This is a genomic window from Aeromicrobium sp. (assembly GCF_036676885.1).
Lineage (GTDB): Bacteria > Actinomycetota > Actinomycetes > Propionibacteriales > Nocardioidaceae > Aeromicrobium.
The window spans coordinates 1-15,890 of sequence record NZ_JAKFCB010000283.1; the positions used below are offsets into that span (position 1 = coordinate 1).

Annotated in this window: 17 protein-coding genes; 7 read left to right on the forward strand and 10 right to left on the reverse strand. The window is 69.6% G+C overall.

Features of this window, described 5'->3' with window-relative positions; genetic code table 11:
* Positions 1-399 (reverse strand): SDR family NAD(P)-dependent oxidoreductase (locus tag V6M46_RS12795; RefSeq protein WP_332665674.1); only part of this gene is annotated, 399 nt, incomplete at its 3' end.
* The gene (locus V6M46_RS12800; protein WP_332665676.1) at positions 396-1,163 is read right to left on the reverse strand and encodes an SDR family oxidoreductase; all 768 of its coding nucleotides are present in this window, start codon (positions 1,161-1,163) and stop codon (positions 396-398) included. The genes V6M46_RS12800 and V6M46_RS12795, both read right to left, overlap by 4 nt.
* Before the next feature lie 37 nt (positions 1,164-1,200).
* On the opposite strand from V6M46_RS12800, the gene V6M46_RS12805 reads away from it, so the two are divergent.
* Genes V6M46_RS12805 through V6M46_RS12820 form a run of 4 tightly spaced genes read left to right on the forward strand, consistent with a single transcriptional unit; the run spans position 1,201 to position 4,674 of the window.
* Entirely contained in the window at positions 1,201-1,983 is a 783-nt protein-coding gene (locus V6M46_RS12805) for an enoyl-CoA hydratase family protein (protein ID WP_332665678.1), read from the forward strand.
* Positions 1,980-2,852, forward strand: coding sequence for a CoA transferase subunit A (locus V6M46_RS12810; RefSeq protein ID WP_332665681.1), 873 nt, complete (start codon positions 1,980-1,982; stop codon positions 2,850-2,852). The genes V6M46_RS12805 and V6M46_RS12810 overlap by 4 nt, the downstream gene beginning before the upstream one ends.
* A complete protein-coding gene (locus V6M46_RS12815; RefSeq protein ID WP_332665683.1) occupies positions 2,849-3,610 on the forward strand; it encodes a CoA-transferase subunit beta in 762 nt (253 codons plus the stop codon). The genes V6M46_RS12810 and V6M46_RS12815 overlap by 4 nt, the downstream gene beginning before the upstream one ends.
* Positions 3,607-4,674: an NAD(P)H-dependent flavin oxidoreductase gene (locus V6M46_RS12820; protein WP_332665685.1), complete on the forward strand. Its 1,068-nt coding sequence runs from the start codon at positions 3,607-3,609 to the stop codon at positions 4,672-4,674. Before V6M46_RS12815 ends, V6M46_RS12820 begins: the two co-directional genes overlap by 4 nt.
* An 88-nt stretch (positions 4,675-4,762) precedes the next feature.
* On the opposite strand, the gene V6M46_RS12825 is transcribed toward V6M46_RS12820, so the two are convergent.
* The 3 genes from V6M46_RS12825 to cysD are packed head-to-tail and all read right to left on the reverse strand — an operon-like array spanning position 4,763 to position 8,270.
* Positions 4,763-5,515: a 3'(2'),5'-bisphosphate nucleotidase CysQ gene (locus tag V6M46_RS12825; protein ID WP_332665687.1), complete on the reverse strand. Its 753-nt coding sequence runs from the start codon at positions 5,513-5,515 to the stop codon at positions 4,763-4,765.
* Between the two features lie 2 nt (positions 5,516-5,517).
* On the reverse strand, positions 5,518-7,359 hold the full coding sequence (gene cysC / locus V6M46_RS12830) for an adenylyl-sulfate kinase (protein ID WP_332665689.1): 1,842 nt from the start codon (positions 7,357-7,359) through the stop codon (positions 5,518-5,520).
* Positions 7,359-8,270 (reverse strand): sulfate adenylyltransferase subunit CysD, encoded by a 912-nt coding sequence (gene cysD, locus V6M46_RS12835; RefSeq protein WP_332665692.1) that lies wholly within the window; start codon positions 8,268-8,270, stop codon positions 7,359-7,361. Before cysD ends, cysC begins: the two co-directional genes overlap by 1 nt.
* A gap of 96 nt (positions 8,271-8,366) precedes the next feature.
* Between cysD and V6M46_RS12840 the strand changes: the two genes are divergently transcribed.
* Positions 8,367-9,173, forward strand: coding sequence for an SDR family oxidoreductase (locus tag V6M46_RS12840; protein ID WP_332665694.1), 807 nt, complete (start codon positions 8,367-8,369; stop codon positions 9,171-9,173).
* On the opposite strand, the gene V6M46_RS12845 is transcribed toward V6M46_RS12840, so the two are convergent.
* From V6M46_RS12845 to V6M46_RS12865, 5 genes are all read right to left on the reverse strand, one after another.
* The gene (locus tag V6M46_RS12845; protein ID WP_332665697.1) at positions 9,148-9,582 is read right to left on the reverse strand and encodes an SRPBCC family protein; all 435 of its coding nucleotides are present in this window, start codon (positions 9,580-9,582) and stop codon (positions 9,148-9,150) included. The genes V6M46_RS12840 and V6M46_RS12845 overlap by 26 nt on opposite strands.
* A gap of 1 nt (position 9,583) precedes the next feature.
* Positions 9,584-10,738: an acetyl-CoA C-acetyltransferase gene (locus V6M46_RS12850; protein WP_442880516.1), complete on the reverse strand. Its 1,155-nt coding sequence runs from the start codon at positions 10,736-10,738 to the stop codon at positions 9,584-9,586.
* A 79-nt stretch (positions 10,739-10,817) separates the two neighbouring features.
* Positions 10,818-11,399, reverse strand: a complete 582-nt coding sequence (locus tag V6M46_RS12855; protein ID WP_332665700.1) for a TetR/AcrR family transcriptional regulator — start codon at positions 11,397-11,399, stop codon at positions 10,818-10,820.
* 1 nt (position 11,400) lies between these two features.
* Positions 11,401-12,204 (reverse strand): SDR family oxidoreductase, encoded by an 804-nt coding sequence (locus V6M46_RS12860; protein WP_332665702.1) that lies wholly within the window; start codon positions 12,202-12,204, stop codon positions 11,401-11,403.
* Positions 12,201-13,364: an acyl-CoA dehydrogenase family protein gene (locus V6M46_RS12865; protein WP_332665705.1), complete on the reverse strand. Its 1,164-nt coding sequence runs from the start codon at positions 13,362-13,364 to the stop codon at positions 12,201-12,203. Before V6M46_RS12865 ends, V6M46_RS12860 begins: the two co-directional genes overlap by 4 nt.
* Positions 13,365-13,433: 69 nt before the next feature.
* Between V6M46_RS12865 and V6M46_RS12870 the strand changes: the two genes are divergently transcribed.
* Complete coding sequence (locus V6M46_RS12870) at positions 13,434-14,954, forward strand: AMP-binding protein (RefSeq protein ID WP_332665708.1); 1,521 nt, start codon at positions 13,434-13,436, stop codon at positions 14,952-14,954.
* Entirely contained in the window at positions 14,951-15,802 is an 852-nt protein-coding gene (locus V6M46_RS12875) for an enoyl-CoA hydratase (RefSeq protein ID WP_332665711.1), read from the forward strand. Before V6M46_RS12870 ends, V6M46_RS12875 begins: the two co-directional genes overlap by 4 nt.
* Positions 15,803-15,890 lie beyond the last annotated feature (88 nt).

Here is a 15,890-nt window from a genome sequence, read left to right on the forward strand (position 1 = left end):
CCGCAGCGGTGCGAAGTGCCCCTTGAGGTGCACCCGGATGACCGAGTCCCACTCCTCCTCGGAGGTGTTCACCAGCATCCGGTCGCGGACGAAGCCGGCGTTGTTGACCAGGATGTCGAGGCCACCGAACGTGTCGATCGCCTGCTGCACCATCGCCTCGGCCTGGGCGAAGTCGGCGACGTCGGCACCGTTGGCCACCGCCTCGCCGCCGAGCTCCTTGATCTCGGCCACGACCGAGTCGGCCGGCGACTCCGTGTCGGTCTCGCCGGCGAGCGAGACGCCGAAGTCGTTGACCACGACCTTCGCGCCCTGCCGCGCGAGCTCGAGCGCATGCGCCCGGCCGATGCCGCGGCCCGCCCCGGTCACGATCGCGATGCGGCCTTCGAGAATGTGGCTCACTGGCTCTCCTTGGTGACGACGTGCAGGAAGACGGGGGGCTCGCCGCCGCCGTGGCAGGCGAGGGTGGCTCCGGAGACGTACGACGCCAGGTCCGAGGCCAGGAACGCGACGACCCGGCCGATCTCCTCCGGCTCGGCCATGCGACCCAGCGGGATGGTGGCCTCGACCGCGGCGACCGTCGCATCGTCGCCGTAGTGGTCGCCGGTCTGCTCGGTGCGGCACAGGCCCACGTCGACGCTGTTGATCCGCACCCGTGGGCCCCACTCGACGGCCAGCGACCTGGTCAGGGAGTCGACGCCGGCCTTCGCGGCGCCGTACGAGGCGGTGCCGGGCGACGGTCGCAGCGCGGACACCGACGAGATGTTGACGATGGCGCCCCCGTCGGGCTGCTGCTGCATGACGTCGTTGGCCGCCTTCGAGACGGTCAGCACCGCGGAGAGGTTGAGGCCGAGGATCTTGTCGTCGAGCCGCGCGCTCGAGTCAGCCGCCAAGGCGTACGGCGCACCGCCCGCGTTGTTGACGAGCAGGTCGAGCCGGCCGTGCGTCGCGACGATCCCGGCGATCAGCGTCTCGACGGCATCCGCATCTCGTACGTCGCAGACCAGGTGCTCCGTGCCCGCGACCGGATCGGCGGCGTCGGAACGGCCGCAGGTGACCACGGTGGCACCCGCGTCGACGAGCACGGCTGCGATCCCGCGCCCGATTCCCCGCGAGCCGCCGGTCACCAACGCGATGCGTCCGGACAGGTCCAAGGACAGAGTCATGCTGACAGGCTACCAAGCAAATGTTAGGTTGGCAGCCATGACCATACGTTCTGAACTCCGCGACGACGGCATCCGGGTCGTCACGATGGACCACCCGCCGGTCAACGCGCTGACGGTCCATGGCTGGTACGACGTCGCCGACGCGATGATCGAGGCCGGCGCTGACCCGGCCACCAAGGTCGTCGTGCTCCGCGCCGAGGGCAAGGGGTTCAACGCCGGCGTCGACATCAAAGAGATGCAGAACACGACTGGCTTCGACGCCCTCATCGGCGCCAACAAGGGTTGCTACGCCGCGTTCAAGGCGGTGTACGAGTGCGCCGTCCCGGTGATCGCCGCGGTGCACGGGTTCTGCCTCGGCGGCGGCGTCGGCCTGGTCGGCAACTCCGACATCGTGGTGGCCAGCGACGACGCGTACTTCGGCGTGCCCGAGGTCAACCAGGGCGCGCTGGGCGCGGCGACGCACCTTGCCCGGCTGGTCCCGCAGCACCTGATGCGCACCCTGTACTTCACCGCCCGCACGATTCCGGCCGTCGACCTGGTCCAGCACGGCTCGGTCTTCGAGATCGCCCCGCGAGACAAGCTCGACGACCTGGCGATGGGCCTCGCCGCCGAGATCGCGGCCAAGGACGGCAGGGTCATCCGCGCCGCCAAGGAGGCGCTCAACGGCATCGACCCGATCGACGTCAACACCAGCTATCGCTTCGAGCAAGGATTCACGATGGAGCTCAACCTGATGGGCGTGAGCGACGAGCTCCGCGACGACTTCGCCGGGACGGCGAAAAGCCAGCAGAGTGCCGGGACCGACAAGGCGGGTCGATGAGAGCGCCGTCCAAGGAGCTGACGATCGACGAGGTCATCGGCCGCATCGAGAGCGGGATGACCGTCGGCATCGGCGGATGGGGCTCGCGCCGCAAGCCGATGGCGCTCGTACGCGCGATCCTGCGCAGCGACCTGACCGACCTGCACATCGTGTCGTACGCCGGCCCGGACGTCGGGCTGCTGCTCGCGGCCGGCAAGGCGAGCCGGGTGACGTACGCGTTCGCGACCCTCGACTCGATCCCCCTCGAGCCCTTGTTCAGCAAGGCTCGCGTCGAGGGCAGCGCGAGGTTCCGCGAGTGGGACGAGGGCATGTTCCAGACCGGCCTGCGGGCCGCGGCGCAGCGTGTCCCGTTCCTGCCGATGCGCGCGGGCCTCGGCTCCGCCGTGCTCGAGAACGACCCGGACCTGCGCACGGTCACCTCGCCGTACGACGACCGTGAGGAGCTGGTCGCCGTACCCGCGCTGACCCTCGACGTGGCGCTGGTGCACATGAACCGTGCCGACCAATACGGCAACGCGCAGTACCTCGGACCTGACCCGTACTTCGACGACCTGTTCTGCATGGCGGCGCGCGAGGCGTACGTCTCGACGGAGCAGATCATCGACTCCGCCGGGCTGACCGTCGACGCTCCGCTGCAGAGCCTGCTGCTCAACCGCACGATGGTCGCCGGCGTCGTCGAGACACCGAACGGCGCCCACTTCACGACCTGCACCCCGGCGTACGAGCGCGACGAGAAGTTCCAGAAGGCGTACGCCACGGCCGCCAAGACCCCGGAGGACTGGACCGCGTTCGCCGAACGGTTCCTGTCCGGCGACGAGGCGGCCTATCAAGCCGCCGTCACTGCGTTCCGTGAGGAGGTCTCGGCATGACCGACGTGACCCGATCCGAGTACTGCGCCGTCGCGATCGCGGACTGCTTCGCCGAGGACGGCGAGATCATGGGCAGCCCCATGGGCCTGCTCCCCACGCTGGGCGCCCGGCTGGCCAAGAACACCACGAACCCCCGACTGATGCTGACCGACGGCGAGGCCCGGATCCTGCGGGGCACGCCGCCGCTGGGGCAGACCGCCGACGTCACCGAGGGCTGGATGCCGTTCCGGCTCGTGCTGGAGTCCGTGGTCCCCTACGGCAAGCGCCACGTGATGATGGGCGCCACCCAGATCGACCGGCACGGCAACCAGAACATCTCCGCGATCGGCCCGTGGGACCAGCCCACCCGGCAGCTCCTCGGCGTACGCGGAGCACCGGGCAACACGGTCAACAACAGGACGTCCTACTGGGTGCCGAAGCACTCCCCGCGCGTCGTGGTGGAGCAGGTCGACGTCGTCTCGGGCGTCGGCCGTGCCAGGGCCGAGGCTGCGGGACCTGCTGCGACGCGGTTCCACGACGTGCACCGGCTGGTCACGAACCTCGGGGTCTTCGACTTCGGCGGACCCGGCCACACCCTGCGTCTCGTCTCGGTCCACCCCGGCGTGACCGTCGACGACGTACGCGAGGCGAGCGGCTGCGAGATCCACGCCGACGGCGACGTGCCCGAGACGCGTACGCCCACCGATGCGGAGCTGGTCCTGATCCGTGAGCTGCTCGACCCGAAGAACCTCCGCGAGCGGGAAGTGCCGACCCAGTGATCGACCAGCTGCTGTCGACCCCGCTCACCGAGCTGACCGGCGTACGTCATCCCGTCGTCCAGACCGGCATGGGCTGGGTCGCCGGCCCGAGCCTGGTCAGCGGCACCGCGAACGCCGGCGGCCTCGGCATCCTCGCCTCGGCCACCATGACGTTGCCCGAGCTCGAGCAGGCGATCATCGAGGTCAAGGAGCGCACCGATGCACCGTTCGGCGTCAACCTGCGCGCCGACGCCGCCGATGCACCGGCGAGGTGCGAGCTGCTGATCTCGTACGGCGTCAAGGTCGCCTCGTTCGCGCTGGCCCCCAAGCCCGAGCTGATCGCGCGCCTCAAGGAGCACGACATCGTGGTCATCCCCAGCGTCGGCCTGCCCAAGCATGCCGTGAAGGTCGCGTCCTGGGGTGCCGATGCGGTGATGATCCAGGGCGGCGAGGGCGGCGGTCATACGGGCTCGGTGCCGACGACGCTGCTGCTGCCCACCGTGCTCGACGCCGTCGACATCCCGGTGATCGCCGCGGGTGGCTTCTTCGACGGACGCGGGCTGGCCGCCGCCCTGTCGTACGGAGCTGCCGGCGTCGGCATGGGCACCCGGTTCCTGCTGACGGCGGACAGCCGCGTGCCGGACACCGTCAAGCAGCGCTACCTGGCTGCCGGCCTGGACGACACCGTCGTGACCAAGAAGGTCGACGGCATGCCGCACCGCATGCTTCGCACCGACCTCGTCGAGCAGGTCGAGGGCGGCTCAGGCATACGACGCCTCGTGCCGACGGCCCGGCGCACCCTCGAGTTCAAGCGCATGGCCGGCATGACCTGGAAGCAGCTCGCCGTCGACGGTCGGGCGATGCGCAAGGAGCAAGGGCGCACCCTCGGCCAGCTCGCCCTCGCCGCGAACACCCCGATGATGCTCAAGGCCGGGCTCGTCGACGGGGACGCCACTGCGGGCGTCCTTGCCTCCGGCCAGGTGGTCGGCGTCATCGACGACCTGCCGACCTGCGAGGAGCTGATCGACCGGGTCGTCATCGAGGCCGCAGCGGCGCTGAAGCGTGCCGGCGACTACCTCACCTAGCGCGCCCAACCCAGGGGCGGTGAGCCAGCGTCCAAGACGCTCGCTCAAGTGGACGCCAAGTCACCGCTCACGCATGGTGCCGAGGGTTCTAACCCGCTGCCGCGATCTCCATGACGATCTTCTCGGCCAGATCGGCGCGGCAGATGACCAGGTCCGGCAGGTACGGGTGTGCCGCGTTGTAGGTCAGTGGCGAGCCGTCGACACGTGACGCGTGCAGGCCGGCGGCGAGAGCCACGCCGACCGGAGCCGCCGAGTCCCACTCCCACTGACCACCCGCGTGCAGGTATGCGTCGGCGTCACCGCGCAGCACGGCCATGGCCTTGGCCCCGGCCGACCCCATCGGTCGCAGGTCCGCGCCGAGCGCTTCGGCCACCGTGGCGGCGAAGGTCGGAGGCCGGCTGTCGCTGACCAGGAAGATCGGGTCTGAGTGCGGGCCGCGCACGGGCGCCGCGTTGCCGGTCGAGTAGACCATCGACAGCGCGGGCTGCGCCACCGCCGCGGCCGTGATCGCCGAACCGGGCGCGCCGCGCTCCCACAGCGCGACGTGGACGGCCCAGTCGCTGCGACCCGTCATCCCGTACTCGCGCGTCCCGTCGAGCGGGTCGATGATCCAGACCCGGTCGGCGGAGAGGCGCTCGGGCGAGTCGGCCGACTCCTCCGACAGCACCGCGTCATCCGGGCGTCGCTCGGCAAGGAGCCTGAGGAGCAGCTCATTCGCCTTCGCGTCGCCGGCCTTGCCGAGGTCCTTGCCGGTCAATCCGGAGGTGCTCTGCAGGTCGAGCAGCAGCGCTCCCGCCCGCTCCGCCAGCTCCGCCGCCAGTGCCGAATCCCGCTCGTTCACATTCATATCCTCTGCTCGATGCACTCGATGACGAGTCCCGCGAGCGTACCGACGTCTCCATCACTCGGCCGCAGCAGCAGGTCTGGTCGCAACGGTGCCTCATATGGCGCGTTGATGCCGGTGAAATCCAGGATCTCGCCCGCGCGCGCCTTGGCGTACAGACCCTTGGTGTCGCGCGCCTCGGCCACCTCGAGCGGCGTGTCCATGAAGATCTCGAGGAACGGCAGCCCGTCGGCCTCGTGCGCCGCGCGGGCCGCATCGCGATCCGCGCGATACGGGCTGACCAGCGACACGATCGCGATGACGCCGGCATCCGCGATGAGCCTGGCCACCTCGGTCACCCGGCGTACGTTCTCGGCCCGGTCCTCGGGGCTGAACCCGAGGTCCGCGTTGAGTCCGTGCCGCAGGTTGTCGCCGTCGAGGATGTATGCCGGCTGGCCGGACGCGACCAGGCGGCGCTCGACCTCGACGGCAACGCTCGACTTGCCCGAGCCGGACAGGCCCGTCAACCACAGCGTCATGCCCGTGGTCCTGCGGTGCTCACGGGTCACCGCACCGCTGTGCCAGACGATGTTGGGCTCGTGCTGGCTGGCGCCGAGGATCATGCCGGCAGCGACGGTGTTGTTGGTGGCCTCGTCGATCAGGATGAAGCTGCCGGTGTCCCGGTTGCGGCGATAGGGATCGAAGTGCAGCGGCTTCTGCGTACGCAGCCGCACCCGGCCGATCTCGTTGAGCGCGAGAGAGTCCGCGTCCTCGACCCGGTGCAGCGTGTTGATGTCGAGGCGGTACTCGAGCTCCTTGACCGACACCCGCGTGTCGCGCGTGGTGTGCAGCATCGTGTACGTCGTGTCGGTCGACAGCGTCAGGTCGCTGTCCATCCAGCTGATCATCGCGTCGACGTCCTGCGTGCTGGTCGGCCGGTTGTTGGGCCGGCACAGCATGTCGCCGCGGCTGATGTCGAGGTTGTCGGCCAGCTCGATCGTCACGGCCTGGCCCATGAACGCCTCGTCCAGCTTCGTCCCTCCGGGGCCCCAGACGTTGGCGACCATCGTCGAGAATCCTGACGGCAGCACGACGACCTCGTCGCCCGGCCGGAAGACGCCACCGGCGACCGTGCCGGCATACCCGCGGAAGTCGTGGAAGTCGGCCTGCTGCGGACGTATGACGTACTGCACCGGCATGCGGGCGTCGATCAGGTTGCGGTCCGACGCCACGTGCAGCTCTTCGAGGTGGCCGAGCAGGGCCGGTCCTTCGTACCAGGGCATCGCGGCGCTCGGCGTCACCACGTTGTCGCCGGTGAGCGCCGAGACCGGGATGAAGGTCAGGTCAGGCACCTCGAGCTTGGACGCGAACGCCTCGAACTCCGTGCGGATCTCGTTGAACCGCTCCTGCGAGTAGCCGACGAGATCCATCTTGTTGACGCACAGGACGAGGTGGGGGATGCCCAGCAGGGTCGCGAGGAACGCGTGGCGACGCGACTGCTCGAGGACACCGTTGCGGGCGTCGATCAGGATCAGCGCGACGTCGGCCGTCGAGGCGCCGGTGACCATGTTGCGCGTGTACTGAATGTGGCCCGGGGTGTCGGCGATGATGAACTTGCGCTTCGGGGTCGCGAAGTAGCGGTAGGCCACGTCGATCGTGATGCCCTGCTCCCGCTCGGCGCGCAGGCCGTCGGTGAACAGCGCGAGATCGGGGCCCTCGTGCCCGCGCGCGGCACTCGCGGACTCGATGGCGCCGAGCTGGTCCTCGAAGATCGCCTTGCCGTCGAACAGCAGCCGGCCGATGAGGGTGGACTTCCCGTCGTCGACGCTTCCGGCGGTGGCGATACGCAGCAGCTGCGACATCAGAAGTAGCCCTCCTTCTTGCGGTCTTCCATGCCGGCTTCGGAAATCGCGTCATCAGCACGCGTCGCACCTCGCTCGGTGATGCGAGCGCCCGCGACCTCGGCGACGACCGCCTCGGGTGTCGTGGCGTTCGACTCGACGCAGCCGGTGCAGGTTGCATCACCGATCGTGCGGAACCGCACCGTCGCCTCGAGCGGCTCCTCGTCGCCTTGCGGCTGGATGAACCGGTTGACCGCGAGCAGCATCCCGTCGCGCTCGACGACCGTGCGGTCGTGCGCGTAGTAGAGGTCCGGGAGGTCGATCTCCTCCCGGAGGATGTAGTTCCAGACGTCGAGCTCGGTCCAGTTCGAGATCGGGAACACCCGGATGTTCTCGCCCTTGCGGTGCCGGCCGTTGTAGAGGCTCCACAGCTCCGGACGCTGGTTCTTGGGGTCCCACTGCCCGAACTCGTCGCGGAAGCTGAAGACGCGCTCCTTCGCGCGGGCCTTCTCCTCATCGCGACGCGCGCCACCGAACACCGCGCCGAACTGGTTCTCCTTGATGCCGCGCAACAGCGACACGGTCTGGAGCTTGTTGCGCGGCCCGAGCGGACCGCCGATCTCGGCGACGCGACCGGCATCGATGTCGTCCTGGACGCTGGCCACGATGAGCCGCAGCCCGAAGCGCTCGACCGTACGGTCGCGGAACTCGATGACCTCGTCGAAGTTCTGCCCCGTGTCGATGTGCATGACCGGGAACGGCACGGGCGCCGGCCAGAAGGCCTTCGCCGCCAGGTGCAACATCACGACCGAGTCCTTGCCGCCGGAGAACAGCAGCGCCGGTCGCTCGATCGTCGCCGCGACCTCGCGGAAGATGTGCACGGCCTCGGCCTCGAGCTTGTCCAGGTCGGTCAGCACGTACGTCTGGGTCATGTGGCGGCCTCTACGCTAAAGTGAAACACGTTCTAGTTTTGCAGTCGCACGCCCCCACCGCAACCACTTCGCCCAGACGTCGCCTGAGGAGCCCCCATGGGAGTCTTTGCCGTCACCGGCTCGGCGTCGGGCATCGGCGCGGCGACAGTCCGCCTGCTGACTCGTGAAGGATATCGGGTCATCGGCATCGACCTCACGGATTCGGACATCACTGCCGACCTCGGAACCGTCGAGGGCCGTACGGCTGCGATCGCCGGTGTGACGGAAACCTGCGACGGCGCGCTGGACGGGCTCGTCACCGCGGCCGGCATCGGCCCCAGCTCGATCGAGCCGGGCGGCCGGCTCATCTCGATCAACTACTTCGGCACCGTCGAGCTGATCGCCGGGCTGCGCGGCGTGCTGGCGGCCGCTGGCTCGTCGGCGGTCGTCGCCCTCTCCTCGAACTCCAGCACGTGCCAGCCGGACTGGCCGGTCGAGTACGCCGAAGCCTGCCTTGCCGGTGACGAGGCCGCGGCCGTGGCGCTCGCCGACCAGCAGACCTCGCTGTACGCCTACCCGGCGTCGAAGACTGCGGTCGCGTGGTGGATCCGCGAGCATGCCGCCGACTGGGCCGGCGACGGGATCCGGCTCAACGCGATTGCGCCTGGCCTGATCGAGACACCCATGACCGCCGGGCAGCGCGTCGACCCCCTGATCGGTCAGCTGATCGACGCGTTCCCCGTGCCGCGCGGACATGCAGGTCAGCCCGAGGAGGTCGCTGCGGTGATTGCCTTCATGCTGAGCCCGGCCGCGAGCCTGCTCCACGGCTCGGTGCTGTTCGCCGACGGCGGCACGGATGCGTCATTGCGTGCCCGGGACTGGCCGGCCGCGTGGAACGTCAGCGACCCTCGACGTACGCCTTGAAGCTCTTGCTCCCGGTGTCGAGCGCGCTCTTGAGCACCCGTTTGAGCACGAAGCCCGGCATCGGGACCTTCACGCCGATCTCGAGATCGAGCCGGACGTGCGTGCCGCTGTCGGTCGGCGTCAGCGTGTAGGTCGCGACCTGCATCGACTGGATCGAGCTCTCGGCCAGCGTCCACGTCACGGAGCGCGGCTCGTCCCAGGTGTAGTCGGTGACCTCTTCGTCGGTGAACCCGGCGGCCGCGACCTTGGCGCGTACGCGCTTGGGCCGACCGTCGGGGTGACGTGACTCGACGGTTGCGGACTTGTGCGCACTCGAACGCTTCGGGAGGTCTTCGATCGCCGCGACGGCGTCCATGACCTGCTCGGGTGTTGCTGCGACATCGAACTCGGTGCTGCCGTTGACTGCCATCTCAGAGCCTCTCGATGATCGTGACGTTGGCCTGGCCGCCGCCCTCGCACATGACCTGCAGGCCGTAGCGGCCGCCGGTGCGCTCCAGCTCGCTGAGCAGTGTCGTCATCAGGCGGGTGCCGGTGGCGCCGATCGGGTGCCCCAGGGCGATGCCGCCGCCGTTGACGTTGACCCGCTCGTGCGGCACGTCGAGCTCCTGCATCCAGGCCAGCACGACCGAGGCGAATGCCTCGTTGCACTCGAACAGGTCGATGTCGGACACAGTCATGCCGGCCTTCGCCAGGGCGTGCCGGGTCGCGCCGATCGGGCCGGTCAGCATCCAGATCGGGTCGTCGGCGCGTACGGAGAGGTGATGCACCCGGGCACGCGGGCTGAGCTGGTGATCCTGCAGCGCCTGCTCCGACGCGATGAGCATGGCGCTCGCTGCGTCGCTGATCTGTGACGCGACGGCGGCGGTGATCCGGCCGCCGGGCGCCAGTGGTTGCAGCGCGGCCATCTTCTCGAGCGACGTCTCCCGCGGGCACTCGTCGATCGTGAAGTCGCCCACCGGCGCCACCTCGGCGGCGAACCTGCCGCCGGCGATCGCCGCGCGTGCACGCTCGTGCGAGGCCAGCGCGAACTCCTCCATCTGCTCGCGGCTGATGGCCCACTTGTCGGCGATCATCTCGGCGGAGCGGAACTGGCTGACCTCCTGGTCGCCGTAGCGCGCCAGCCAGCCGGGCGACTCGGCGAACGGCGTGCTGAAGCCGTACTGGTCGGCGACCAGCATCGCCGCCGAGATCGGGATCGCACTCATGTTCTGCAGGCCGCCGGCGACGACCAGGTCCTGGGTCCCGGACATCACACCCTGGGCCGCGAAGTGCACCGCCTGCTGGGACGAGCCGCACTGCCGGTCGATCGTCACACCGGGCACGTGATCGGGCAGTCCCGCGACCAACCAGGCCGTACGGGCGACGTCTCCGGCCTGGGAACCGATCGTGTCGCAGCACCCCATGATGACGTCGTCGACGGCACCCGGGTCGATGCCGGTGCGGTCCATCAGCGCTCGCAGCACGTGACCGCCCAGGTCGGCGGAGTGCATGCCGGCGAGCGAGCCGCCGCGCCTGCCGACCGGGGTCCGTACGGCGTCGACGATGTACGCGGTGGGAATGCTCATGCCGTCGCCTCCGTCAGAAACCCACGATACGGAGACAACGTCATGATCCCTGCCTTGATGATTCGCTCGCTGCGCTCGCTCATGCGGTGATCCCGTCGAGGAGGATGGTGAGGTACTGGTCGGCCACGTCGTGGTGGCTGAGCTTGCCGCCGGGCCGGTACCAGCGCACGGCGACCCACACGGTGTCGCGGATGAAGCGATAGACCAGCTCGACATCGAGGTCCTTGCGCAGGGCGCCGGAGCTGACACCTTCGCGCAGCAGCGTCAGCCAGACGTCGCGCGACTGCTGGTTCCGCTCCTCGAGGTACGAGAACCGGTCGAACGTACCCAGGTAGTCCGCCTCGTTCTGGAAGATCGCCACCTCGTTGCGGTGGTGGTCGATCGCCTCGAACGACACCCGGACGGCCGCCTCCAGCTTGGCCCGCGGGTCGTCCGACCCGGCGAGGATGCCCGCGTACGCGCCGAACAGCTCCTCCTGGAACGACGACAGGATCTCGTCGATCATCGACTCCTTGGAGTCGAAGTGGTGATAGAGCGAGCCGCTCAGGATGCCGGCGGCGTCGGCGATGTCGCGGACCGTGGTGTTCTTGAAGCCCTTGGTCGCGAACAGCTCCGCCGCGATCTGCAGCAGCTCGTCGCGGCGGGTCTGGGTTGCCGTCATGTCACGCCCTCTGACTCGACACGGAGATGACCTCGCCGGTCAGGTACGACGAGTAGTCCGACGCCAGGAACACCATCACATTGGCCACTTCCCACGGTTCGGCGGCGCGGCCGAACGCCTCACGCTGCTTGAGCTCGGCCAGCAGGTCGTCGCTGGTGACCTTGGCCAGGAACGGGTGCATCGCCAGCGACGGTGCGACCGCGTTCACCCGGATACCGTACGGCGCGACGTCGAGCGCGGCACAACGGGTCAGGGCCATGACACCGGCCTTCGCGGCGGCGTAGTGCGCCTGCCCTTCCTGCGCCCGCCAGCCGATCACCGAGGCGTTGTTGACGATCACGCCGCGCTTGCCTGCAGCGCGCATGCGGTTGCCCGCAGCGCGTACGCACCGGAACGTGCCGGTCAGCGTGATGTCCAGGACCCGCGACCACTCGTCGTCGGTCATCTCCAGCACATCGGCCGTGCCGCCGAGCCCGGCGTTGTTGACCATGACGTCGACGCCGCCGTGCTCGTCGGCGATGTCGAGCAGCGCCTGCACCTGGGCCTCGTCGGTCACGTCGACTGCCAGAGCTCGCACCCGCTCCTCGCCGAACTCCTCCGCGAGCGACTCCCGCGCCTCCGCGAGCCGGCGCTCGTGGGTGTCGCTGATGATCACCACGCCGGCGGCCTCCTCGAGGGCCCGGCGCGCGACGGCAGCGCCGATGCCGGCGCCGGCGGCAGCGGTCACCACCACGACCTTGTCGGCGAGCAGGCCATGACCCGGTACGTACTCGGGCGTCGGCTGTTCCGGTCTGGTCGCAGTCATCCGCGGACCTCCTTGGGAAGGCCGAGGACTCGCTCGGCGAGGATGTTGCGCTGGATCTCGTCGCTGCCGCCGTACAACGTGTCGGCGCGGGAGAAGAGGAAGAGTCGCTGCCACCGGTCCAGGTCGTACGCCTCGCCGTCCGCCGTCAGCGAGCTGGCGCCGGCGACCTCCATGGCGAGCTCGCCGAGCCGTCGGTGCCAGCCGGCCCAGACGAGCTTCGCGATGTTGTCCGCTCCGGGGGTGGCCTCGGTCAGGGAGCGAACGGCATTGACCCGCATGACCTCGAACTCCGCGCTCTGCGCTGCGAGCCGGTCGCGGAGGACCGGGTCGTCGAGGGCGCCGTTGGCGCGGGCCAGGTCGATCAGGTCGTTGAGCTCGCGCTCGAAGCCGACCTGTTGGCCGAGCACCGAGACGCCGCGCTCGAAGCCCAGCAGGGCCATCGCCACCTGCCAGCCGTCGCCGGGTTGGCCCACGATCATGCCGGCGGCAGTCCGGGCACCCGTGAAGAAGACCTCGTTGAACTCCGAGCCACCCGTGATCTGCTCGATCGGCCGGATCTCGATGCCGTCCTGGTCCAGCGGCATCAGCAGGAACGACAGCCCGTGGTGGCGCGACGACCCGGGCTCCGTGCGGGCGATGACGAAGATCCAGTCGGCCTCGTGGGCCAGCGAGGTCCACACCTTCTGGCCGTCGACGACCCACTCGCCTGCAGCCTCGTCGAGCACGGCCCGGGTGCTCACGGCGGCGAGGTCGGAGCCGGCGCCCGGCTCGGAGTAGCCCTGGCACCAGAGCTCGTCGACCGCCCGGATCCTGGGCAGGAACCGGGCCTTCTGCTCCTCGGTGCCGAGCTCGATCAGCGTCGGTCCGAGCAGCTGCTCGCCGAGGTGGTTGACCGTCTCCGGCGCGCCCGCTCGGGCGTACTCCTCGTGGAAGATCGCCTGCTGGGCCAGGCTGAGCGCCCGGCCACCGTGCTCCTCGGGCCAGCCGAGGCAGGTCCAGCCGTGCTCGGCGAGGTGGCGGTTCCAGGCCCGCCGTTCCTCGTATGCCTCATGGTGCCGCCCCGGCCCGCCACTGCCGACCAGGGGTGCCCACGTGCCCGAGAGATGCTCGGCGAGCCAGGCACGGACCTGCTCGCGGAAGGCATCGTCGTCGGGGTTCATATGAGGTAGCCTACCAAGCACTTGCTTGGGTATCGACAGTCAACCGACTCGGAGTCGGAAGGAGGATCCGTGAACGACACCGTCCCGGGACTCGTGCGCCGCGCCGCCCAGGAGTTCGGCGACGCTCTGGCCTATTCGATGGACGGCCGGACCCTGACGTTCGCCGAGCTGCACGACCTGGTCCGTCTCACCGCTGCCGCCTACCACCAGCAGGGCCTCCAGCCCGGCGGGCGCGTGGTCCTCTGGGCGCCCAACAGCATCGACTGGGTCGTGGCCGGACTGGCCGTGACGTACGCCGGCGGCACGCTGGTGCCGGCCAACTCGCGCTACACGGCACATGAGGTCGCGGACATCGTCGACCGCACCCACGCGACGTTGGTGGTCATCGCGGACGGCTTCCTCGGCCGTACCCAGATCGCCGACCTGCGCGAGCTCTCCCCCGCGGCACCGATCCTCGACCTCGCGGACCTCGCCGGCCTACGCGCCGGGACCCGAGCGGCCGACCTGGCCGCGGTCGAGGCCGCGGCGTACGCCGTCACCCCCGACGACATCGCCGACATCCTGTTCACCTCCGGCACCAGTGGTCGCCCCAAGGGAGTGCTCAGCGCGCATCGCCAGTCCGTCGCCGCCGCGGAGGCGTGGAGCGCCGTCGGCGAGGTCACCAGCGCCGACCGCTACCTCGTGATCAGCCCGTTCTTCCACTCGTACGGCTACAAGGTCGGCGTGCTCGTCGGGCTTGTCCACGGATGCGCGCTCTTCCCGATGGCGACGTTCGACGCCGAAGCCGCGCTCGAGCTGATCGAGGCGGAGCGGATCACGATGGTGCCCGGCGCGCCCGCGATCTTCCTCGGCCTGCTCGAGTCGCCGGCCTTCCCCGGCACCGACACGTCATCCCTGCGCTTCGCGAACACGGGCGCCGCGAACGTACCGGTCACCCTGGTGGAGCGGCTGCAGCGCGAGCTGAGCTTCGACCTGGTCATCACGGCGTTCGGCATGACCGAGTGCGTCGTCGCGACGATGTGCCGCCGCGGCGACAGCGACGAGACCGTCGCCACGACCTGCGGCCGGGCCATCGACGGCATGGAGACCGCCATCGCCGACCCCGAGACCGGGGAGCACCTGCCGGCGGGCCGCGAGGGCGAGCTGCTGCTCCGCGGTTCGCAGGTCATGCTCGGCTACCTCGACGATGCCGCGGCCACGGCCGAGGCCATCGACGGCGACGGCTGGCTGCACACCGGCGACGTCGGGGTCCTCGACGACAACGGCTACCTGCGCATCACCGACCGGCTCAAGGACATGTACATCTGCGGCGGATTCAACGTCTATCCGGCCGAGGTCGAGCAGGCGCTCGCCCGGCTCGACGGCGTGGTCGACGTCGCGGTGATCGGTGTGCCGGACGCACGGCTGGGCGAGGTCGGCAAGGCGTTCGTCGTACGTCGTGAGGGCGGCCCCGACGCGGAGGCAGTCGTCGCGTACGCCCGGGAGCGGCTCGCCAACTTCAAGGTGCCACGCGAGGTCGTCTTCGTCGACGCCCTTCCCCGCAACCTGGGCGGAAAAGTCTTGAAAACCGAGCTGAGGAGCACATCGTGACCGATGCAGACGTAGTCACATACGAGGTCGTCGACCAGGTCGCCCGCATCACGCTGAACCGCCCGGAGTACCGCAACGCCCAGAACTCCGCCATGACGTACGCGCTGGACGCCGCCTTCCAGCGCGCCACCGACGACGACGCGGTCAAGGTCATCGTGCTGGCCGGCAACGGCAAGCACTTCTGCGCCGGCCACGACATCGGCACGCCGGGCCGCGACGTCGACAAGACCTTCGAGCGCAAGGCCGTGATCTGGTGGGACCACACCGACAAGGAGGGCGGCGACCAGCGGCTCGCCCGCGAGTCGGAGGTCTACCTCGGCATGTGCCGCCGCTGGCGCGAGGTGCCCAAGCCGGTCATCGCGATGGTGCACGGCGCCTGCATCGCCGGCGGGCTGATGCTCGCGTGGGCGTGTGACTTCATCATCGCGTCGGACGACGCGTTCTTCTCCGACCCGGTCGTGCGCATGGGCATCCCCGGGGTCGAGTACTTCGCGCACCCGTGGGTCATGAACCCGCGGGCGGCCAAGGAGTTCCTCTACTCCGGCGACCGGTTCACCGCCGACCGCGCGCTGGCGCTGGGCATGGTCAACCAGGTCGTACCGGTCGAGGAGCTGGAGCCCACGGTGCTGGCGCTGGCCGGCCGGATCGCGCAGATGCCGCGCTTCGGCCTCGCCCTGACCAAGAAGGCGGTCAACCAGGCCGAGGACCTGCAGGGCATGCGGGCAGGCATGGACTCGGTCTTCGGGTTGCACCACTTCGCGCACGCCCACAACGCCGAGACCTCCGAGAACGCCCTCGGCGGCCTCGACGCCAAGTCGATGGCGGCCAAGAACAAGGAGCAGGAGTGACGCCCCGCGAGTGGCGCAAAATGGCCCATTCTGAGCCCTCCAGCCCGGCATCTTTGCGCCACTCGCGGGGGTTTGGGCGATGAATCTT